Origin of the sequence: Roseovarius bejariae, assembly GCF_009669325.1 — a bacterium.
Lineage (GTDB): Bacteria > Pseudomonadota > Alphaproteobacteria > Rhodobacterales > Rhodobacteraceae > Roseovarius > Roseovarius bejariae.
On record NZ_SZWE01000001.1, the window covers coordinates 107,963 to 130,104 of the forward strand.

The window sequence follows — 22,142 nt, forward strand, 5'->3', positions numbered from 1 at the left end:
TTTTTTTACAAATACAAGATGACTCGAAACGACGGATCACCAAATGCCGGACACGACCAAGGACCGTAAATCGCATTTGCTGGATACGCTTAAACAGGCGATCCTGACGCAAGAGATGCGCCCTGGCGCCGATTTGGACGAAGCGCAACTCTGCGAGGATTTCGCGCTGTCCCGGACCCCCCTGCGCGAGGTACTGCGCGAATTGGCCGGGCTGGGATATGTCGAGCTGCGCGCCAATCGGGGCGCGCGGGTTTCCGAGATGTCTCATACAACGCTGCGTGATTTCTTTCTGGCCGCGCCGATGATTTATGGTGCGATCCTGCGGTTGGCCGCGCACAATGCCACGCCTGACCAGATCGAGGCCCTGAAGGCCGCGCAGGGACAATTCCGTGCCGCCTTGCGGACCGGATCGGGCACCGACCGGACCTTGGCCAATAACCTGTTTCACGAGATCACCGGCGAAATGGCGGGCAATATTTATCTGCTGCCCTCGTTCCATCGGCTGTTGATTGATCACGCCCGGATCGGGGCCACGTTCTTTCGCCCGCAAACCGGCGAAATGGCCGAGAACCTCGACCGCGCCAGCCAACAACATGATGCCATCATCGCGGCCATCGAGGCCCGGGATGAGGTCGCGGCGGCGCAACTGGCCGAGGATCATTGGAACCTGTCGCGCCACCAATTCGAAATATTCGTGATGCCGGCGGGGATGGATCAACCGCTTGGCGCCCTGCCCCGTTCAACCCCAGCATAAGAAGGCTGCCCGCTTATGACGCCAATCTTCAAGTTCGAGGGGATATATACCCCTGTCGTCACCCCCTATTTCGCCGATCATACCCCCGATCTGGACGCACTTGCCGATGTCATCGAGCATTTGATCGACAAGGGGGTCCATGGGCTTATCACCGGTGGCTCCACCGGCGAGAACTATGCCCAGACCGTGGATGAGCGGATCGAGCTGGCCAAGTTCACCAAGGACCGGATCAAGGGCCGGGTGCCCATGGTCATGGGCACAGGCGCGATGCTGACCCCGGATTCGATCGCCTTGGCGGAAGGGGCGCGCGAGGTGGGAGCCGATTGCATCCTGCTCGCCAGCCCCCCCTATTCGGTGCCGACGGATCGGGAAAACGCGCTCAATGCCCTGGCGATTGATCGCGCGGCTGACCTGCCGGTCATGCTTTACAACTACCCGCATCGCACCGGCACCATGATGGGCGAGGAATTTTTGGACCGTGTGGGGCGGAGCCGGAATTTTTGCGGCATCAAGGAAAGCTCGGGCGACATCAACCGGGTGCATCTTCTGGCGCGTGATTACCCGCATATCCAGATGGGATGCGGTATGGATGACCAGGCGCTGGAATTCTTCGCCTGGGGGGCGCCCTTCTGGGTCTGTGGCGGGTCGAACTTCCTGCCCGAGGAACACGTGGCGCTTTACAACGCCTGTGTCATCGAGGGCGATTTCGTGAAAGGCCGCCGGATCATGTCGGCGCTGATGCCGCTGATGCGGGTCTTGGAACAGGGTGGCAAGTTCATCCAGACCATCAAGCATGGCGTGACCATGGCGGGGATCGACACCGGCGCTGTGCGCCCGCCGCTGAAGCCGCTCAACAAGGACGACAAGCGCGCGTTGGAGCACGTCACGCGCGTTCTCAAGACAACCATTGCAGATATCACCGCGGAGGGCTGAGCCATGGGTTTGCTGACCAAAGACGAATACAAGGCGATTGCCAAGGACCTGACGCTGCCGACTTCGGCCTTCGTGGATGGCGGATACCGCGCGGCGGCCTCGGGCAAGACATTTACCAGTATAAACCCGGCCACGGGCGAGGAATTGGCCCAGATCGCGGGCTGCGGGGCCGAGGATGTGGATTTCGCCGTGCTCAAGGCCCGCGAAGCCTTCGACGATGGCCGCTGGTCCAAGATGCACCCGAGCGAGCGTAAGGATGTCCTGATCCGGCTGTGCAAACTGATGACGCGCAATTCACGTGAATTGTCGGTGATGGAAAGCCTCGACAGCGGCAAGACCATTTTCGATTGCGAAACCGTGGACATCCCCGAGACCATCCACGCCATCAAGTGGCACGCCGAAGCCATCGACAAGATCAACGACGAAGTGGCCCCGGCCAGCGACGATCACATCGCCATGGTGGTGCGCGAGCCCATCGGCGTTGTCGGCCTTGTCCTGCCGTGGAACTTCCCACTGCTGATGCTGGCGTGGAAGATCGGCCCCGCACTGGCTGCAGGCTGTTCGGTGGTGGTGAAGCCCGCCGCCGAAACAACCCTGACCGCCCTGCGCGTGGCCGAGCTTGCCAGCGAGGCGGGCCTGCCCAAGGGTGTGCTGAACGTGATCCCGGGCGGCGGCGCCGAGGTGGGTGAACCGCTGGGCCGTCATATGGATGTCGATATGGTCAGCTTCACCGGTTCCACCGTGACCGGCAAGCGCTTCCTGACCTATTCGGCGGAAAGCAACGCCAAGGAGGTCGTTCTGGAAATGGGCGGCAAGAACCCTGCCGTCGTCATGGACGACGCCGAGAACCTCGACCGCGTCGCGGCGCATATCGTCAACGGGGCGTTCTGGAACATGGGCGAAAACTGCTCGGCCACCTCGCGGTTGATCGTACACAAGGACGTCAAGGACGAGCTTCTGAAACGGATCGAGGCGCACGCCCGCGAATGGGTGGTCGGTGATCCGATGGACCCGGAAACCCGGGTTGGCGCACTGGTCAGCGAAACCCATTACAACAAGGTCTGCGGCTATCTGGACAAGGCCGAAAACATCGTTCTGGGCGGCAAGGCCGACAAGGGTTTTGTCGAGCCGACCGTGGTGGACGTGGCGAGCAACGACGACACCCTGGCGCGCGAGGAAATCTTCGGCCCGGTTCTGTCGGTCATCGAAGTCTCCAGCTTTGACGAGGCCATCTCGGTCGCCAATGACACCGACTATGGGCTTTGCGCCTCGATCTTCACGGCCAATGCGAAACGCGCCATTCGCGGCGCGCGGATGCTGCGGGCGGGCACCGTCACGGTCAACAGCTTTGGCGAGGGGGACATCTCGACCCCCTTCGGCGGCTACAAGCAATCGGGCTTTGGCGGGCGCGACAACAGCCTGCACGCCCATGACCAGTACACCCAGCTCAAGACCATATGGCTTGATCTGGCCGACGACGAAGACGAGGCGGTAAGCTGATGAATATCGGGTTTCTGGGAACCGGCGGAATCGCCGCACCGATGGTCGAGGCGCTTGCAGGCAAGGGGCATGACATCCTTGTCTCCGAGCGCAGCGCCGAGGTGTCGGCGCGCCTTGCGGCCCAGTTTGCCGAGGTTGAGATCGCCCCGAATGATCGCGTCGTTGCCGACAGCGAGGTGATCATCGCCTGCCTCATGGCCGATGTGGCGCCAAAGGTGCTTCCCGATCTGCCGTTTCGCGAGGGGCAAAAACTCATCTCGGTCATGGTCGATGTCTCGGTGGAGGCCCTGCACGATCTGGCGGCCCCCGTCACTGACATCTCCGTGACGATCCCGATGCCCTTCATCGGCAAGGGGGGCTGCCCCCTGCCCGTCTATCCCGACACGGGCAGTGTTCAGGCCCTCTTTGGGGCCGAGAACATCGTGCTGCCCGTTACCAGCGAAGCCGCCCTCAACGCGCATTTCGCGGCCTCGGCGCTGTCCTCGGTCGTTCTGGCCGAGATGGTGACAACCGCAGACTGGCTTGCGGGTGTCACCGGCGGTGCGGCCAAGGCCGAAGCCTATGTCGCGGCCCTGATCGCGGGATACTTCAAGGGCATGGCCCTTGATGGCTCGGGGGAAGTCAAAGGCTTGCTGGACGCACTTTCGACCGAAGGCGGGCTGAATGCCACGCTGCGCGACCGTATGGCCGGGGCACGCAACGAATTAACCGAAGGGCTGGATGCCTTTCGCCCAAGACTTGGATTGCCCGACGCATGACACAAGGCTTCATCGCCCAGCACCTTCCGCTACACCGTGGCCCTGCCGGGTGGTCTTCGATCTTGCCGGGCCAAGAGCCTGCACAGGTCCTGGAGACGGATACCACCGCCGACGTCGTGGTGATTGGTGCGGGTTTTGCAGGGATGGCCGCGGCGCGGCGTCTGACACAGCTTGATCCGCAAGCCAAGGTCGTGGTGCTTGAGGCAAGCCGCCTGGCCGAAGGCGCCTCGGGGCGCAACACCGGCTTCATGATCGACCTGCCGCATGAACTGACCTCGGAAGATTACGCTGGGGCTGGCGATGACCGGGCGATTATCACCCTCAACCGCCAAGCCCAGGCCTTTGCCCGCGCAGCGGTAGAGGACTACAGGATTTCGCCGGACTATTTCGATCAGGCGGGCAAGGTGAACGGCGCGGTCAGCGATGCGGCCCATGCCCATAACGAAAGCTATGCCAGACACCTGGCCGAACTGGGTGAGCAAAGCGAGGCCCTGGATACACAGGCCATGCGCGAGCTGACCGGCAGTGGATACTATCAATCCGGCCTTTATACCCCCGGAACGGTGATGTTGCAGCCTGCCGGTTACATTCGCGGCATGGCGCAGGGCCTGCGCCGCGATGGGGTGAAGATCTACGAACAAAGCCCGGTTCAAAGCATCACGCCCAAGACTGGCGATTGGCAGCTTGCGACGCCCAAGGGCAAGGTCACGGCGCATCGCGTGATCCTGACGGTGAACGGCCATCTGGAAAGCTTCGGGGTGGACCGCGGGCGGCTGATGCAGCTTTTCCTGTTCGCCACCATGACACCCGAGCTTGCGCCCGATGAGGTCAAGGCTCTGGGTGGGGCCGCGCGCTGGGGTGTCACGCCGTCCGACCCCATGGGCACCACGATGCGCCGTATCGACACCGGACAGGGCGGCAACCGGATCGTCACCCGCACCTGCGCGGTGCTGCGCCCCGGAATGGCGGCGCGCAAGGCCGATGTGGCCCGCGCGGCCCGCGTCATGCAGGGCAAGTTCGAGGCCCGGTTCCCGCAGTTCAAAGGCATGCGGATGGAACACACCTGGGCCGGGCACCTCTGCCTGAGCCTCAACGGTGTGTCCGTGATGCGAAAAATCGAGGATGGGCTGTTCTCGGGCTGTGTGCAAAACGGCCTCGGCACCGCGCGCGGCACGCTCACCGGCATGGGTGCGGCGGAACTGGCCTGTGGGCAAACCTCTGAAATCACGTCACATTTCGGAGATGAAGACGGCCCCAAACGTCTTCCGCCACAGCCCTTTCGCGAATGGGGTGCCAATGCTGTCCTGCGCTGGAAAGAGCATAAAGCGCGCCAGGAATAGCCCGCCAAACAATCGCCTTGCCGCCACGTCATAGGGTGAGCTTGAACAGAAGTGTGCGCACCAGCTTGCCTGTTAGCGCAAAACATTTAAGCTGCTTGTCAGAGTCACGTTCAAAGTGACCACCGAACAATTGGATCACTGGGAGATATGATCATGAAAGTAGTTGGCGCACTGACCGCCTTGCTCTTGGCGAGCACGACGCTCTCGGCCTCGGCCGAAACGCTGCGTTGGGCGCGCGCGGGCGATTCACTCACCCTCGACCCCCACGCACAAAACGAGGGGCCGACCCATACGCTGGCCCACCAGATGTATGAGCCGCTGATCATCCGCGACCATTCCGGCGCGATGCAGGGCGCATTGGCCACCGAATGGGCCCCCAAGGCGGATGACCCCACGGTTTGGGTCTTTACCCTGCGGGAAGGGGTGAAATACCATGACGGTGCCGATTTCACCGCCGAGGACGTGGTGTTCTCGATCAACCGCGCGAAATCCGAAGATTCGGACATGAAGGAACTGCTCACTTCGATTTCCGAAGTGCGTGCTGTCGATGACTATACCGTGGAATTCGTCACCGACGGACCCAACCCCATTCTGCCCTCGAACCTCACGAACCTGTTCATGATGGACAAAGGCTGGGCCGAGGCGAATGACGTGGTGAAGGTGCAGGACATCGAAGGCGGCGAGAAAACCTTTGCCTCGACCAACACCAACGGCACCGGGCCCTTCAAGCTGATCAGCCGCGAACCGGACGTGAAAACCGTTCTGACCGCCAATGAAAACTACTGGGGCAAGGACGAGTTTCCGCTGGATGTGACCGAGATCGTCTATACGCCCATCCAGAACGCCGCAACGCGGGTTGCCGCGCTGTTGTCGGGCGAGGTGGACTTTATTCAGGACGTTCCGGTGCAAGACCTTGGCCGCGTGGCCGAAACCGAAGGTCTGGTCGTCAAGACCGCCCCGCAGAACCGGGTGATTTTCTTCGGTCTCAATCAAGGTGCGGATGACATTGCCAATGACGACGTAGACGGCGCCAACCCGCTGGCCGATGTCCGCGTCCGGCAGGCCATGTCGATGGCCATCAACCGCGATGCCATCAAGCAGGTGGTCATGCGCGGCCAAAGCCAACCGGCGGGCATGATCGCGCCGCCCTTCGTCAACGGCTGGACCGCCGAGATGGATGGTGCCTCGAAAACCGATGTGGACGCCGCCAAGGCGCTGATGGCAGAAGCCGGGTACGAAGATGGCTTCTCGATCCAGCTGGATTGCCCGAACGACCGCTACGTCAACGACGAGGCGATCTGTCAGGCCGCCGTGGGGATGCTGGCGCAGATCGGCGTCAAGGTGAACCTCGATGCCAAGCCCAAGGCGCAGCACTTCCCGCTGATCACCAACAATCAGACGGATTTCTACATGCTGGGCTGGGGCGTTCCGACCTACGATTCGGAATATATCTTCAACTTCCTCGTTCACAGCCGCACCGACGAGCGCGGAAGCTGGAACGGAACCGGTTTCTCGAACGCCGATGTGGACGACATGATCGCCAGCCTCGCGTCCGAAACCGATCTGGACAAGCGCAACGCGACGATCCAATCGATCTGGAACGTGGTGCAGGAAGAACAGCTTTACATCCCGATCCACCACCAGGTTCTGAACTGGGGCATGTCCAACAAGGTCGGCACCGAGGTCAGCCCCGAGGACGACCCGAAAATCAAGTTCTTCACCATGAACTGATGCACGTGGGGCCGCCCGACACGGCGGCCCTGCCCCACCGCGCCCTTTTACGAGGGCGCGGTTTCCTGACGTGACCGGGGGATCGTCATGCTTGCCTATATCATACGCCGCGTCTTCCAATCGGCCCTCGTGCTGCTGGTCGTCGGACTGGTGGCCTTTTCCATGTTCAGCTTCGTGGGCGACCCCGTCGACAACATGCTGGGACAGGAACGCACGCAGGCCGATATCGAACGCCTGCGCTCGGATCTGGGCCTCGATCAACCCTTCCCGGTGCAATACTGGCGGTTTCTCGAACAGGCCGTACAGGGCAATTTCGGCCTGAGCTATCGCCAGGGCCGCCCGGTTTCGGAAATCCTGATGGAGCGTCTGCCCGCCACGCTGGAACTGGCCTTTGTCTCGGGCGTTCTGGCCCTTCTGGGCGGCATCGGGTTTGGCATTTTCACCGCCATCCGAAAACGCGGGGTCGCGGCCAATACCATCATGACGCTCTCCCTCATCGGGGTCTCTTTGCCGACCTTCCTGATCGGCGTCCTGCTGATTTACCTGTTTTCCGTCGAACTGGGCTGGCTGCCCAGCTTCGGGCGCGGCGATGTCACCCGCATCGGCGATTGGTGGACCACCGGGTTCCTGACGGAAAGCGGCCTCAAGGCCCTGATCCTGCCCGCCATCACGCTGGGTCTCTACCAGATGACCCTGATCATGCGTCTGGTGCGAACCGAGATGCTCGAAGTCCTGCGCAGCGATTACATCCGCTTCGCCCGCGCACGCGGCCTGCGCGACCGCTCGGTCCACTTCCGGCACGCCCTGAAAAACACCCTCGTTCCGGTGATCACCATCACGGGCCTTCAACTGGGCTCGATCATCGCCTTCGCCATCATCACCGAAACCGTGTTCCAATGGCCCGGTGTGGGGCTGCTTTTCATCAACGCGATCCAGTTCGTCGATATTCCGGTCATGGCCGCCTACCTGATGATGATCTCGGTCATGTTCGTGGGCATCAACCTGATCGTCGACCTGCTCTATTTCGCCATTGATCCACGCCTGCGCGTGGATCGCAGCGCGGGGAAAACCGCATGACCGATACCGCCCCCCCCATCCCGCCAACGCCCGAACGCGCACCCAGCCGCCTGTCCCGCGCATGGCAAAGCGATTTTCTTTATTCCTTCCGCCGCGCGCCGGTGGCCGTGGTGTCATTCTGCGTGGTGCTGACGCTTGTGCTTTGCGCGGTCTTCGCGCCGCTTGTCGCTCCGCATGATCCTTTTGATCCCGCCACCCTCAACCTGATGAACGGGTTTACCCCCCCGGGCGAGGCGAACGCCTTTACCGGCGATACATTCCTTCTTGGCACCGATGACCAAGGCCGCGACGTGTTTTCCACCATCCTTTACGGGATGCGGATTTCGCTGTTCGTGGGCTTCTCGGCTGTTCTGCTGGCCATGGTGCTTGGCGTGGTTCTCGGGCTTTTGGCGGGCTACTCCGGCGGCTGGACCGAAACCATCATCATGCGGGTGGCGGATGTGCAACTGACCTTCCCCGCCATCCTCGTGGCGATGCTGATCTTCGGGATCGCCAAGGGCATCACCCCGCCCGAATACCGCGACCAGATGGCAATCTGGGTGCTGATCCTTGCCATCGGCCTCAGCGACTGGGTGCAATTCGCCCGCGTGGTGCGCGGGGCCACCCTGGTTGAGAAGAACAAGGAATACGTGCAGGCCGCGCGCCTTGTGGGGCGCAAGCCGCTGTCGATCATGCTGCGCCATATCCTGCCCAATGTCCTCAACCCGGTGCTGGTCATCGCCACGATTTCGCTGGCCCTTGCGATCATCGCCGAGGCGACGCTCTCGTTTCTTGGCGTCGGCGCACCGCCAACCAAGCCTTCGCTCGGGACTCTGATCCGCATCGGGCAGGAGTTCATGTTCTCCGGCGAATGGTGGATTTTGGTCTTCCCCGCCGCGACCCTTCTGGCGCTGGCGCTGTCGATCAACCTCCTGGGCGACTGGCTGCGCGATGCGCTGAACCCGAGGCTGCGGTAATGAAAGGCCCCGAGATGGACAAAGCCCCCGTACTCTCCGTCCGCGATCTGGTGGTGGAAATCCCCACCCGGCACGGTGTCCTGCGCCCGGTGGACCGGGTGAGCTATGACATCCACGCCGGGGAAATCCTTGGCGTGGTGGGCGAATCCGGCGCCGGCAAGTCGATGACCGGCAACGCGGTGATCGGCCTTCTGGACCCGCCCGCACATATCACCCATGGCGAAATCCTGCTGTCGGGCCAGCCGATTCACAACATCAAGCGCGAGGCCCTGCGCAAACTGCGCGGCAAGAAAATGGGGATGATCTTTCAGGACCCGCTAACCTCGCTCAACCCGCTTCTGACCATCGGCGACCAACTGACCGAAACGATCCTCGAACATCTGGGCGTCACGCAATCCGAAGCCCGCGAACGCGCCATCGCCGCACTGGAAGAGGTGGGCATCCCCGCCGCCCGCGACCGCATCGGCAGCTACCCGCACGAGTTTTCCGGCGGTATGCGGCAACGCGTGGTGATCGCGTTGGCGCTTTGCGCCGAACCCGACCTGATCATCGCAGACGAACCGACCACGGCCCTCGACGTCAGCGTTCAGGCGCAGATCGTGGCGCTTCTCAAGCGGCTCTGCCGCGAACGCGGCGTGGCGGTGATGCTGGTCACCCACGACATGGGCGTGATTGCCGAGGCCGCCGACCGCGTGGCGGTGATGTATGCCGGGCGGCTGGCCGAACTCGGCCCGGTGCGCGAGGTCATCACCCAGGCCCGTCACCCCTATACCGCCGGTCTCATGGCCTCCACCCCCATGGCGAGCCAAGGGGCAAAACGCCTGCGGCAAATCCCCGGCGCCATGCCACGCCTTGGCGCGCTGCCGCATGGCTGCGCCTTCCACCCACGGTGTGACCGCGCCACCGCCGAATGCCGCGCCGACCCGCCACCACGGATCGACTATTGCGATGGGCGCGCGGCCTGTTGGCACCCCCTGTCCCACGAAAAGACCACCAAGGGAGAGCCCGCATGAGCGCGCTGATTTCCATCAAGGCCCTGACCCGGGTGTTCGATGTCTCGAAACCATGGCTCAACCGGGTGCTGGAACGCCGCGACAAGGCCTATCTCACCGCCGTCTCCGAGGTCAGCTTCGATGTCGAGGACAAGACCGTTTATGCGCTGGTCGGCGAAAGCGGCTCGGGCAAATCCACCATCGGCAAGATCGTGGTGGGCCTGCTTCCGGCCAGCGATGGCAACGTCGAGATCGACGGCGTCGATCTGGCCACCGAGACCGACCCGGCCAAGGTATCCGAGGTGCGCGCCGAAGTGCAGATGATCTTCCAGGATCCCTACGCCTCGCTCAACCCGCGCTGGCGGGTGCGCGAGATCATCAACGAACCCGTGGCGGCACGCGGCGGCAAAACCGAAGGCTTGGCCGAACGCCTGCTGGAACAGGTTGGCCTGTCGGCCAAGGACGCGGGCAAATTCCCGCACGAGTTTTCCGGCGGGCAACGCCAACGCATCTGCATCGCCCGCGCGCTGGCATCCAACCCGCGGATCATCGTCTGCGACGAACCCACCTCGGCACTGGATGTCTCAGTGCAAAGCCAAGTCCTCAACCTGATGTCGGATTTGCAGGAGGAGATGGGCCTGACCTATCTCTTCATCAGTCACGACCTGACCGTGGTGCACCACATGGCCGATGTCATCGGGGTGCTTTACCTTGGCCGCCTTGTCGAAGAAGCGCCGCGGGACGGGCTCTTTGCCGACCCCAAACACCCTTACACCCAGATGCTCTTCGATGCCGCCCCGCGTATGGATGGCTTCGGTCGTGAAGTGGACCCGCCCAAGGGCGAAATCCCCGATCCGATCAACCCACCACCGGGCTGTGCTTTCCACCCCAGGTGCCCACTGGCCGTGGACCGCTGCAAGAAAGAGCGCCCCGAGATGCGCCAAATTGGCGAGACCCGCGTCGCCTGCCACCTGGCCGAATGATCCCAACCGTCAGCACCCGGCCTTGCTGTCGGATGCCTCCGGCGGGGGTATTTTCGCCAAGAAAAAACCCATAGCACGCCGCCGGTTTTTTCTTGGTCCAAATACCCCGGGGAGTTTGAGGGGCAGCGCCCCTCATTCCAAATCATGAGGCGTGGCGCAGCCACTCCGCTTAGTAATTCTGGTTCAACTCGTCCGCTGCCGGAATGTCCCGCTCGCGCCGCGCGATGTAATCCAGAAGGGCCTCGTCCTTGGCTTCGTCCAGTTTCGGCTCCTGGTACTCCGACAAGAGCTTGCGGGCGTAGTTGAGCGCGCGCTCGGTGATCTCGACGCTGCCTTCAGCCACCCATTGCTCGATCGAGTTGTTATCGAAAAGCTCCGGCATGAAGAACGCCGTCTGGAAGTTCTCCTGCGTGTGCGGGTGACCAAGGTAATGCCCCCCGGGTCCCACGTCCGGCACTGCCGCCACGGCCTGATCGAAGTCACCCCAATCGACACCGCGCGCCATCTTGTGGGCCATGGCGCATTGTTCGGCGTCCACCACGAATTTCGCGGTCGAACAATGCATTCCCGCCTCGTTCCACCCGGCCGAATGCCAGATATAGTTGGCCCCGGCATGGATGACCGATTGCAGGTTGGTGCCACTTTCATACCCCGCCTGCGCATCGAAAGTCTTGGCCCCGCCAAGCGTGTTCGAGGTACGCCACGGAATGCCATAGAACCGTGCCATCTGGCCGATCATGAAGTTCATCAGGCTGATCTCGGGCGTGCCCGCCATGGGCGCACCGGATTTCATGCTGACGGTCGACAGGTAATGCCCATAGATCGCCGGGGCCCCTTTGCGGATCACTTGGCTGTAGGCCAGCGCCGACAGCGCCTCGGCGTTCAATTGCGCCACGGTGGCCGGAACCGACGCGGGCGTATTCGCCCCGCCCAGCACGAAGGGCGAGCACAGCACAGGCTGCTTGCGCTTGCAAAAGGCGCGCATCGCGCCCAGCATGGTTTCGTCCCAGACCAGCGGCGAGTTGCCGTTGCAGTTGCCGGTGGTCACCGGGTGATCTTCAAGGAAATCCTCGCCGAACAGAATGGCGCACATCTCCATGACATCCTCGGCGTTCTTCGGGCTGGTGGTCATGCCCATGAAGGTCTTGTCCGAGTGTTTCATCGACGAATAGGTAATCCGCAGGTGCCTCTGGCTGATCGGGTGATCATAGGGTTCCACGATATGGTGGGCCGAGCTGTGCAGACCGGGCAGCATATGGCTCAGCTTGTGGAACATCGCCAGATCGTCCAGCGTGGGATTGCGGCGCACATCGTCCAGATCGCGCAGGAAGGGCGCGCCGGTCATCGGCACGAAGATCGAATGCGGCCCGCCAAGCGCCACGTTCTTCATGGGATCGCGCGCATGGTAGGTGAAGGTTTCGGGAATGGTCGAGATCAACTCGCGCACAAGGCCACGGTCGAGGTACACCAATTCCCCCACGACCTTGGCGCCGATACGCGTCCAGTCTTCCAGGGCGATGGGATCGCGGAACTGCACGCCCACGTTTTCAAGAATGTCCATCGAGGCCGCGTCGATGCGCTCCACCTGCGCACCATCCATCACCTCGCAGACCGGGATACCGCGCGTCAGGCCCGGCAGCATATCGTGCTTGGGGGCGGTACGCAGGGCCCGGCGGGCGGAACGGCCACCGGAACGACTGCGGGTTTTGCGCTCTTCAACGATCATGTCGCGTCTCCTTCTGGTTTGAGACAGTCTCTCCAGAAGGGTCTGCAACCACGTGCAGGATTCCGATATATCCCTGTAAAAAAACGACCAGCGCGATTTTCAGGTCTTCAGGGTGTTATGCCTGAACCTTTACGCCGTGACGCCCCGCCAGATCGGTGAAGAACTGCCAGGCCACCCGGCCCGAGCGCCCGCCGCGCGTGGCCTGCCATTCGATGGCCTCGGCGCGCAGAGTATCGGGCGCAATGTCCACACCATAGGCCGCGCAATAGCCTTCGATCATCGACAGGTATTCATCCTGATCGCAGGGGTGGAAGCCCAGCCACAGGCCGAAACGATCCGACAGCGAGACCTTTTCCTCGACCGCCTCGGACGGGTTGATCGCGCTGGAGCGTTCGTTTTCGATCATGTCGCGCGGCATAAGGTGGCGCCGGTTCGAAGTGGCATAGAACACCACGTTCTCGGGCCGTCCTTCGATGCCACCATCCAGCACCGCCTTGAGGCTCTTGTAATGCTGGTCGTCATGGGAAAACGACAGGTCGTCGCAAAACAGGATGAACCGGGTTCCGGGCGCGCTGCGCAGAAGGTCAAGCAACCGCCCCACGCTCACCAGGTCCTCGCGCTGCAACTCCACGATCTTGAGCGGCAGCCCCTCGTCCAGTATGGCGGCATGTACCGCCTTGACGAGGCTGGATTTGCCCATCCCGCGCGACCCCCAGAGCAGCGCGTTATTGGCCGGCAGCCCGCGCGCGAACTGGCGGGTGTTTTCAAGCAGCGTATCGCGAGAGCGGTCGATGCCCACCAGAAGGGACATCTCGACCCGGTTGACTTGTTCCACCGGCTGCAAGCGGTCCGGGTCCACATGCCAGACAAAGGCCTCGGCGGCGTTGAAATCCGGCGCCGCAAGGGGCGCCGGGTTCATCCGCTCAAGCGCGGCGGCGATCCGGTCCATCGCGTCGGCGCTCATTTGTCCTCATCCTCGCCGCGATTGACCATGCCGGGATCTTCATCGTCGTCGTCCTCGTCGAACTCGGCCATCAGGGGATCGTCTTCAAGAAGCGGGTCTTCGGCGGGTTCAGAGGCGGCGTCGGCCTCATCCATGTCGGCCTCGTCTTCATCCTCTTCGTCGTCGAACCAAAGGCCCTCTTCGCGCAGCCGCTCTTCGCGTTGTTTCTCGACCCGGCGCACGAGGAAAATGGAAATCTCGTAAAGCCCGTATACCACGACGAACAGGATCACCTGTGTAATGACATCGGGCGGTGTCACAAGCGCGGCCAGCACAAGGATACCGACCACGGCATACTTGCGGACATTCCCCAGGCCCTCGGCGCTCACCAACCCCGCCTTGCCCATCAGGGTCAAAAGCACCGGCAACTGGAAGCACAGGCCAAACGCCACGATGAACTTGATCGTCAGGTTCAGGTATTCCTGCGCCGAGCCCTGGAAAACCACGCTCAGGGGTGCGGCATTCTGTGGGTCGCCGCCGGGAAGGGCTTCGCCGCCGGCGCCGAATTGCTGGAATCCAAGGAAGAAATCATAGGCCAGCGGCGTGACCACGTAGAAGGCAAAAGCCGCCCCGAGGAAGAACATGAAGGGCGAAGCCACGAGGAAGGGCAGGAACGCCCCCTTCTCGGATTTATACAGCCCCGGCGCCACGAATCGCCACATCTGGTTGGCGATATAGGGAAAGGCCAGGATAAAGCCCCCCAATAGCGATACCTTGATCGCCACGAAGAAGCCCTCTTGCGGGCTGATGAAGATCAGGTCGCAATCCTGCCCCCGGCTGGCCAGAACCTGGCACAACGGCGCGGTCAGGAAGTTGAAAATCGGCGTGGCAATCGTGAAGCAGATGATCATGCCGACCAGGAAGGCGACAACCGATTTGATCAACCGCGAGCGCAGTTCGGTCAGATGCTCGATCAGGGGGGCCGAACTGTCTTCGATCTCGTTCGTGGGGCTCATGTAGTCTTGTCCTCGGCAGGGGCCGCGGCCCCATTGTCGCCGGGATCAGCCGCCTCTGACGCCTCGGCGGCCTCCTTGGCGGCGCGCTCCTCGGCCTCGCGGGCCAGGCGCGCCTCGGCCACTTCGGCCGATTTCTTGCGGATTTTCTCGGCGCTTTCGGCGCGCTCTTCGCTCAGGTCGGTTTTCTTGGGGCCGGCCATGGTGTCCTGCGTAAAGGTCGAGGTGGCCTTCTTGGCCTCTTCCATGGCGCTGCCGACCGGGTTGGTCGCCTTGCGCAAACTGTCCGAGACATCGCGCACACCGGCATCATCGGCGGCATCGTTCATCGCCTGGCTGAAATCGCGGGCCATACGCTTGGCCTTGCCCACGAAATTACCCACTGTCCGGAACATGCCCGGCAGGTCCTTCGGCCCCACGACGATCAACGCCACGATGCCGATTACCAGCAGCTCGGTCCAGCCAAGGTCGAACATCTAGCGCTCAGGCCTTGTCTTTGTCGGCGTCAGGCGTGACGTCTTTCGCGGTATCCATCGCCTCTTCGGCGTCGTCGCCCGCGTCTTCGATTTCCTTGTTGCCTTCGGCGACGCCCTTCTTGAACGAGGTGATCCCCTTGCCCACTTCGCCCATCAGCGAAGAAATCTTGCCGCGGCCGAATAGCACCAGCACCACGACGGCGATCAGAAGAAGGCCCGGAAGGCCGATATTGTTAAGCATGCTCTCTCTCCCAGTGTCGGGGGCCGTTTGTGCGCGTCCCCGGGAATTTCGTCAACCGTATCTAAGCCCTCTGCGCGCCGGTTGGAAGGCGCAATGCGCCCTGATCCGCCGGATTCGGGCAAAAAATTCCCTTTGACCCGGATGAGCACGGCCAAGCCCGCGCACAGGTCGACGCGCCCTGCCCCCTATGCTTGGCGGAGGGGCCGACCTTTCGGCGTCGCACGACTTGGCCAATCGGGGCCTCCGGCGGGGATATTTGGAAAAAGAAGAAAATGCCGCCTATTGTTCTTCTTTTCACAAATATCCCGGGGGAGTCGCCCACAGGGCGACGGGGGCAGCGCCCCCACCCGGCATCGGGTCAGTCCTTGACCGGGAAGGTAAAACAGCGGTCGCGCCGGATCATCAGCCACAAAGGCGTGCCGAGTTTCGGCAAGAAGACATTGGGCACCGTCGCCTTGAGTCGCGAGCCATCGTGATCCATCCGAAACTCCACAAGGCTTTCCGAGCCCATGAAGCGCGCCCGCTCCACCACGCCCCGCGCGGGCGTGCCGTATTCGATCGTCGGATCAGGGCCCCGGCCCAGCCGGTCGAAGTCGATCTTCATGTGCTGCGGGCGGATGACGATATCCACCTCGTTACCCTCATGCACCCCCGGCGCAAGGAACTGCCCAAAGGCGGTTTGCACGAGGCTCCCTTCGACCCGGCCCCGGATCACGTTGATATCGCTGAAAAAAGCCACCGCATCGCGATCGACCGGCGCATTGTAGATATTATAGGGCGCCCCCTGTTGCACGATCCGCCCATCGCGCATCAAGGCGATCTGGTCGGCCATGCGCATCGCCTCTTCCGGTTCATGCGTCACCAGAAGCACCGCGGTATCCTGTTCGCGCAGGATATCGAGGGTCTCGTCCCGGATGCCGTCGCGCAGGCGGTTGTCGAGGCCCGAGAACGGCTCGTCCATCAGCATGATCCGCGGGCGCGGCGCCAGCGCCCGGGCCAGTGCCACGCGCTGCTGTTCGCCGCCCGAAAGTTCATGCGGAAATTTATCCGTGTAATTTCCCAGCCCCACGCGCTTGAGCAGCTCCTCGACACGGCGGCCGATCTCTCCCTTGTCGCCCGACAGGCCAAAGGCCACGTTGGCCCCCACGCTGAGGTGCGGAAACAGGGCGAAGTCCTGAAACATCAGCCCGATGTGGCGGCGCTCAGGCGGTACGCGAAAGACCGTATCGCAGATCAGCTTGCCATCGACCCAGATCTCGCCCTCGTCCTGCATCTCGACGCCTGCGATCATCCGCAGGGTTGTCGATTTGCCGCAGCCCGAAGGCCCCAGCAGGCAGGTCACCTGGCCCGGCATCACCTGAAGCGAGACGTCGTTCACCACCAGACGACCGTCATAACGGCGCATCAGGTGTTTGGTTTCCAGTCTGGCGGCGGATTCGGGCTGCACGTGGGTTGCCTCTTGGTCTTTCCGATTGATTTAATCGGGTTTGCTCAAGGGCAGATAGCAACCCCACAGGCCCCGCGCAAGGTGGCGCGATCAGGCACGTTGACGCGCACCGGTAAGGACCGCCGCAAAGCCGGTGACAAGAACCGCGATACAAATCAGCAGAAGCTGTTCGTATTTATGCGCCTCGGGCAGGATCGCGGCAAACAGCCCGTCACGCGCGAAATAGGCCACCGCGCCCAGCATCGCGACCCCAAAGGCCACGAGATACGCCCAAAGTGCCACCTCGCGGCCCATGATCAGCCCCACGACCAAAACGGGCGCAAGGAACATGGAGGCCGTGCCACTGACCGCAACGGCATCGAACAGGCTCTGGTTTCCCCAAAGCGTCAGCGCCGCCCCCAGCCCCATGAAGGCCAGCATGGCAACCCGCCCGGCCCCAAGGCTGCGCGGTGCGAGGCGCAACTCCTCCACCACCAGCCGGGCGGCGCTGGCCAGCGCCGAATCCAGCGTGCTGAGCGCGCTGACCAGCAGCGACAACATCAGGGCCGCAAAAACCCACGCGGGAAACATCGCAGCCCACGTGCCCAAAAGCTGCCCCTCGTACTCCGCTCCCGCCAAACCGGCCTGAATGCCAAAGAAACCGAAACCGATAATGCAAAGCGTCGAGATCCAGAAGGCATGCAGGAAGGCCGCCCGCGTTGTGGCCCGGTCCGCGATAAACCCCCGGTCCATCATCACCGGGTCATGCACCGGGTAGGAAAAGACCTGCAAAAACGCCACCAGCAGCAGAACCTGCCCGTTCCACGCCCCGCTTGTCCCCTCCGCCGTCAGCACCGCGCCGATCTCGAACCCCGGCGCCGTGACCAGCGCCAGAAGAGCCGCCAGGAACACCACGAGAAAGATGACCATCTGCACGACATCCGTCCGAAGCGAGGCGCTCAGCCCGCCCCATGCACTATAGGCCAGCCCCAGAACTGCCACGGTGACAATGGCGGCGGGGTGGGCCAGCCCGGTATCGGGCAACACTGCGCCAAAGATCAGCCCCACCACAAGAAGGTTGGCAAAGACCTCAGACAGAAGCCGCAGCGCGATGACCACGTTATAGGCCGTGACCCCCACCGCGCCGAAGCGCGCCTGCAACCAGTCCTGCACCGAACCCGCGCCGCCTTCGCGCAAGCGGTCCACGATCAGACCGCCGGTCAGGAAACTGCCGTAATAGGCCGCATAGGCCAGAACGCCCCAGATGCCGTAGAAGTACCCGAGGATCGCGACATTCATCAGGGATCGCGCGAAAATCCACGTGGTGACCTGGCTCAGCACCAGCACCCAAAGCCCCGGCGCACGGCCTGTCTCCTGCATACCGCCAAAGAATCCCTCGACACTGGCGCGACGCGGCGCCACCAGGACAGAGGCCAGAACGACAAGGCCGAAACCGGCCATCAGGAGGATTGGATGCATGGGATGGGACCTTCGATAAAAACCTTTGGTCCCGCCGGGGTAGCAAGCGCGCCGGGGCCTGCCTAGCGCGCTTGTCTCAATTGACGCGAACGTGACGCGCCGTGAGCTTAGAGTGTCGCGTTCACCGCGCCGCCATCCAGCAGGATGTTCTGGCCGACGATAAAGCCCGCGTGCTGCGAACACAGGAAGGCACAGGCCGCGCCGAACTCTTCCTTGGTGCCATAGCGCCCCGCCGGGATGGTGGCGCAGCGTTGCGCCTTGGCCTCGTCCACTGAAATCCCCTCGCGGTCGGCCACGCCCTTGTCCAGCGAATCGGCCCGGTCCGTGGCATGGATGCCCGGCAGCAGGTTGTTGATGGTCACGCCCTTGCCCGCCACCTGCCGCGAGGTGCCCGCGACATAGCCGGTCAGACCGGCGCGCGCCGAATTCGACAGGCCCAGCACCGGGATCGGCGATTTCACACTCTGCGAGGTGATATTGACGACCCGGCCCCAGCCCCGGTCCATCATCCCCGGCACCAGCGCCTTGATCAGCGCAATGGGCGTCAGCATGTTGGCATCCAGCGCCGCGATGAAATCGTCCCGCTCCCAATCGGGCCACATGCCCGGCGGCGGGCCGCCCGCGTTGTTGACCAGGATATCCACCGCGCCCGCAGCCTCCAGAACCTTGGCCTGCCCCTCTTCGGTGGTCACGTCACAGGCCACGGTGACGACCTCGACGCCGAAATCACCGCGAATGGCCTCCGCCACCGCCTCCAGCGCCTCGGCCCCGCGGGCGTTCATCACCAGATCCACGCCCGCCTCGGCCAGGGCCCGCGCACATCCAAGGCCCAATCCCTTGCTCGATGCACAAACCAGCGCGCGTTTTCCTGTCAGTCCCAAATCCATGGTCGTCCTCCCGTTCCTGTTTCCCCACGGCTTATCAGGGTTTCCAACGCGAATGCCAGCGAAACACCGCCACGTTGACCCGATCTTGCCATAATCCTAAGCTAGGTGACTTTGTACAGGTTCAACAGCACTGCCAGATTATCCGCCCATGGCCAAGACCACCCACAGACCCGCCCAATCCATCCCCGTTTACGCGGCGGTGGAATTTTCCGTGGTCAATGGCGCGAACCTTGGCGATCCGATCTCTTTCGCTGCGGAACTGGATCAGGGTGACACCTACGAACTCCACAAACACGCCCGGCAGGAACGCCTCGCCATACTCATGGACGAAAGCGGGCAGTTCACCATCGCCGCGGACAGCGAACTGGGCCGCCCCGGCGCGGCATTGCACCTCGATTGCTGCCTGACCATGATGGCGGGCACCGGCCAGACCACCGAGATCCTGGTGCTGGTCGAGGTGGACGATGCGGGCTGCGTCGCCGATGTCTACATCCTGCCGCTGGCTGACCTGATCCCGCGCATGGGCTATGCCCTCGTCGGCATCGACCGCGAAAACGCGCGGCGCAAGTTTGCCGAGGTGGGCTGCGTCTCGTTCTCGCGCGGCACCCATATCACCATGGCCTCGGGCGAACAGCGCGCGATCGAGGATTTGCGCGTGGGGGACATGGTTCTGACCCGTGACGACGGCGCGCAGCAGGTCCACTGGATCGGCGCCTCCACCGTGCGCGCCGTTGGCGAATTCGCCCCGATCCGCATCAAGGCGGGCACCCTGCACAACGAAAACGACCTGCGGGTCAGCCCCGATCACCGGCTTTTCATCTACCAGCGCTCCGACGCCCTGGGCGCGGGCCGGAACGAGGTGCTGGTCCGCGCGCGGCATCTGGTGAACGGCGATACCGTGGTGCAGGAAGACGGCGGTTTCGTGGATTATTTCCAACTGCTGTTCGATACCCACCAGATCATCTATGCCGAGGGCATCGCCGCCGAAACCCTGCTGGTCGATCCCCGCACACGGCCCGCCCTGCCCGAGGAGCTATCGGAAAAACTCGCCAAGGCCTTGCCGGGACACGACCCCGCCGCGCGGCTGGACTATGAAGTCACCGAGTCATTGCTCGACCACCCCAACGCCGCCGACCTGCTCAAACGCGCCTCGACGCGGTAGAGTCCCGGACCTCATCACACGGCGCTGGCGATCCAACCCAGCTTGCACCGCCCTGCCCGCCCCTCTATATGCGCATCCATGTTGGATACCGCCCATAACCGCCCCGATCTGCCGCCCGAAATCGCGCGGCGGCGTACCTTTGCCATCATCAGTCACCCTGATGCGGGCAAAACCACCCTGACGGAAAAATTCCTGCTCTACGGCGGCGCCATCCAGATGGCGGGCCAAGTGCGCGCCAAGGGCGAGGCGCGGCGCACCCGCTCGGACTACATGCAGATGGAGAAGGACCGCGGCATTTCTGTTTCGGCCTCGGCCATGTCCTTTGATTTCAACGACTTCCGCTTCAATCTGGTCGATACGCCCGGCCACTCGGATTTCTCGGAAGACACCTATCGCACGCTGACTGCCGTCGATGCCGCCGTCATGGTGATCGACGGCGCCAAGGGCGTCGAATCCCAGACTCGCAAACTCTTCGAGGTCTGCCGGTTGCGCGATCTGCCGATCCTGACCTTCTGTAACAAGATGGACCGCGAAAGCCGCGACACCTTCGAGATCATCGACGAGATTCAGGAAAATCTCGCGATCGACGTCACCCCCGCCAGTTGGCCCATCGGCGTGGGTCGTGACTTCCTCGGATGCTACGACATGCTCAACGACCGGCTGGAACTGATGGACCGCGCCGACCGCAACAAGGTGGCCGAATCCATCAAGATCGAAGGTCTGGACGACCCAAAGCTGGCCGAAAACATCCCCGCCCATCTATTGGAGCAGCTGCGCGAAGAGGTCGAAATGGCCCGCGAACTGCTGCCCACGCTTGACCCTCAATCGGTCCTCGAAGGGCATATGACACCCATCTGGTTCGGCTCGGCCATCAACTCTTTCGGCGTGAAGGAACTGATGGATGGCATCGGCAACTACGGGCCAGAGCCGCAACCGCAAAGCGCCTCGCCCCGGCAAATCTCGCCCGAGGAAAAGAAGGTCTCGGGCTTTGTCTTCAAGGTGCAGGCCAACATGGACCCCAAGCACCGCGACAGGGTGGCCTTTGTCCGCATGGCCTCGGGCCATTTCAAACGCGGCATGAAACTCACCCATGTGCGCACCAAGAAACCCATGGCGGTCTCGAACCCCGTTCTGTTCCTCGCCTCCGACCGGGAACTGGCCGAGGAGGCCTGGGCCGGCGACATCATCGGCATCCCGAACCACGGGCAATTGCGCATCGGCGATACCCTGACCGAGGGCGAGGCCCTGCGCGTCTCGGGCATCCCCTCCTTCGCGCCGGAGCTGCTGCAAACCTGCCGCGCGGGCGATCCGATGAAGGCCAAGCACCTTGAAAAGGCCCTCATGCAATTCGCCGAGGAAGGCGCCGCCAAGGTTTTCAAACCCGCTTTCGGTTCGGGCTTTATCGTCGGCGTTGTCGGCGCGTTGCAATTCGAGGTTCTGGCCAGCCGGATCGAGATGGAATACGGCCTGCCCGTGCGGTTCGAACCCTCGCAATTCACCTCGGCCCGCTGGGTCAATGGTGACAAGCTCGCCGTCGACAAGTTCATCGAAGCCAACAAGCAACACATCAGTCACGACCATGATGGCGATGTCGTTTACCTTACCCGCCTGCAATGGGATATTGACCGGGTCGAGCGGGATTACCCGGACATCACCCTGACGGCGACCAAGGAAATGATGGTGTAACGCTTCCTTCCGTGTTTCGATTCGGGATGCCTCATCCTGATCCGGAACGGGTTAAAATATCGTTATGCAGCGCAAAGAT

The 22,142-nt window shown here is 62.7% G+C and carries 20 protein-coding genes; 12 read left to right on the forward strand and 8 right to left on the reverse strand.

The window, feature by feature from the left end; translation table 11 throughout:
• The first annotated feature begins 43 nt into the window (after window positions 1-43).
• The 10 genes from FDP25_RS00575 (at window position 44) to FDP25_RS00620 (ending at window position 11,024) form a co-directional block, all read left to right on the forward strand.
• The gene (locus FDP25_RS00575; protein WP_154148246.1) at window positions 44-754 is read left to right on the forward strand and encodes a GntR family transcriptional regulator; all 711 of its coding nucleotides are present in this window, start codon (window positions 44-46) and stop codon (window positions 752-754) included.
• A gap of 15 nt (window positions 755-769) precedes the next feature.
• A complete protein-coding gene (locus tag FDP25_RS00580) occupies window positions 770-1,687 on the forward strand; it encodes a dihydrodipicolinate synthase family protein (protein ID WP_154148247.1) in 918 nt (305 codons plus the stop codon).
• 3 nt (window positions 1,688-1,690) lie between these two features.
• Window positions 1,691-3,187: an aldehyde dehydrogenase gene (locus tag FDP25_RS00585; RefSeq protein ID WP_154148248.1), complete on the forward strand. Its 1,497-nt coding sequence runs from the start codon at window positions 1,691-1,693 to the stop codon at window positions 3,185-3,187.
• Window positions 3,187-3,945, forward strand: coding sequence for an NAD(P)-binding domain-containing protein (locus FDP25_RS00590; RefSeq protein WP_154148249.1), 759 nt, complete (start codon window positions 3,187-3,189; stop codon window positions 3,943-3,945). The genes FDP25_RS00585 and FDP25_RS00590 overlap by 1 nt, the downstream gene beginning before the upstream one ends.
• A complete protein-coding gene (locus tag FDP25_RS00595; protein ID WP_154148250.1) occupies window positions 3,942-5,285 on the forward strand; it encodes an NAD(P)/FAD-dependent oxidoreductase in 1,344 nt (447 codons plus the stop codon). Before FDP25_RS00590 ends, FDP25_RS00595 begins: the two co-directional genes overlap by 4 nt.
• 153 nt (window positions 5,286-5,438) lie before the next feature.
• Window positions 5,439-7,016, forward strand: coding sequence for an ABC transporter substrate-binding protein (locus FDP25_RS00600; protein WP_154148251.1), 1,578 nt, complete (start codon window positions 5,439-5,441; stop codon window positions 7,014-7,016).
• Between the two features lie 87 nt (window positions 7,017-7,103).
• The gene (locus FDP25_RS00605) at window positions 7,104-8,093 is read left to right on the forward strand and encodes an ABC transporter permease (protein WP_154148252.1); all 990 of its coding nucleotides are present in this window, start codon (window positions 7,104-7,106) and stop codon (window positions 8,091-8,093) included.
• Complete coding sequence (locus FDP25_RS00610) at window positions 8,090-9,049, forward strand: ABC transporter permease (protein ID WP_154148253.1); 960 nt, start codon at window positions 8,090-8,092, stop codon at window positions 9,047-9,049. Before FDP25_RS00605 ends, FDP25_RS00610 begins: the two co-directional genes overlap by 4 nt.
• A 14-nt stretch (window positions 9,050-9,063) precedes the next feature.
• Window positions 9,064-10,062 (forward strand): ABC transporter ATP-binding protein, encoded by a 999-nt coding sequence (locus tag FDP25_RS00615; protein ID WP_154152945.1) that lies wholly within the window; start codon window positions 9,064-9,066, stop codon window positions 10,060-10,062.
• Window positions 10,059-11,024 carry an ABC transporter ATP-binding protein gene (locus FDP25_RS00620; protein ID WP_154148254.1) on the forward strand — a complete coding sequence of 322 codons (966 nt, stop codon included), beginning with the start codon at window positions 10,059-10,061 and terminating at the stop codon, window positions 11,022-11,024. Before FDP25_RS00615 ends, FDP25_RS00620 begins: the two co-directional genes overlap by 4 nt.
• A gap of 169 nt (window positions 11,025-11,193) precedes the next feature.
• Here the strand turns inward: FDP25_RS00620 and FDP25_RS00625 are convergent, their stop codons facing one another.
• The 8 genes from FDP25_RS00625 to FDP25_RS00660 form a co-directional block, all read right to left on the reverse strand.
• Window positions 11,194-12,750 carry a trimethylamine methyltransferase family protein gene (locus tag FDP25_RS00625; protein ID WP_154148255.1) on the reverse strand — a complete coding sequence of 519 codons (1,557 nt, stop codon included), beginning with the start codon at window positions 12,748-12,750 and terminating at the stop codon, window positions 11,194-11,196.
• Window positions 12,751-12,865: 115 nt separating this feature from the next.
• Window positions 12,866-13,714: an ATP-binding protein gene (locus FDP25_RS00630; protein WP_154148256.1), complete on the reverse strand. Its 849-nt coding sequence runs from the start codon at window positions 13,712-13,714 to the stop codon at window positions 12,866-12,868.
• Window positions 13,711-14,709 carry a twin-arginine translocase subunit TatC gene (tatC, locus tag FDP25_RS00635; RefSeq protein ID WP_154148257.1) on the reverse strand — a complete coding sequence of 333 codons (999 nt, stop codon included), beginning with the start codon at window positions 14,707-14,709 and terminating at the stop codon, window positions 13,711-13,713. Before tatC ends, FDP25_RS00630 begins: the two co-directional genes overlap by 4 nt.
• Window positions 14,706-15,182 carry a Sec-independent protein translocase protein TatB gene (gene tatB / locus FDP25_RS00640; RefSeq protein WP_154148258.1) on the reverse strand — a complete coding sequence of 159 codons (477 nt, stop codon included), beginning with the start codon at window positions 15,180-15,182 and terminating at the stop codon, window positions 14,706-14,708. The genes tatC and tatB overlap by 4 nt, the downstream gene beginning before the upstream one ends.
• A gap of 7 nt (window positions 15,183-15,189) precedes the next feature.
• Window positions 15,190-15,423, reverse strand: coding sequence for a twin-arginine translocase TatA/TatE family subunit (locus FDP25_RS00645; RefSeq protein WP_154148259.1), 234 nt, complete (start codon window positions 15,421-15,423; stop codon window positions 15,190-15,192).
• A gap of 358 nt (window positions 15,424-15,781) precedes the next feature.
• Window positions 15,782-16,828, reverse strand: a complete 1,047-nt coding sequence (locus tag FDP25_RS00650) for an ABC transporter ATP-binding protein (RefSeq protein ID WP_154152948.1) — start codon at window positions 16,826-16,828, stop codon at window positions 15,782-15,784.
• A 132-nt stretch (window positions 16,829-16,960) separates the two neighbouring features.
• Entirely contained in the window at window positions 16,961-18,328 is a 1,368-nt protein-coding gene (locus tag FDP25_RS00655) for an SLC5/6 family protein (RefSeq protein WP_154148260.1), read from the reverse strand.
• Between the two features lie 107 nt (window positions 18,329-18,435).
• A complete protein-coding gene (locus FDP25_RS00660) occupies window positions 18,436-19,215 on the reverse strand; it encodes an SDR family oxidoreductase (RefSeq protein ID WP_154148261.1) in 780 nt (259 codons plus the stop codon).
• 148 nt (window positions 19,216-19,363) lie between these two features.
• On the opposite strand from FDP25_RS00660, the gene FDP25_RS00665 reads away from it, so the two are divergent.
• Window positions 19,364-20,377 carry a Hint domain-containing protein gene (locus FDP25_RS00665; protein ID WP_154148262.1) on the forward strand — a complete coding sequence of 338 codons (1,014 nt, stop codon included), beginning with the start codon at window positions 19,364-19,366 and terminating at the stop codon, window positions 20,375-20,377.
• Between the two features lie 78 nt (window positions 20,378-20,455).
• Window positions 20,456-22,063, forward strand: a complete 1,608-nt coding sequence (locus FDP25_RS00670; RefSeq protein WP_154148263.1) for a peptide chain release factor 3 — start codon at window positions 20,456-20,458, stop codon at window positions 22,061-22,063.
• Window positions 22,064-22,142 lie beyond the last annotated feature (79 nt).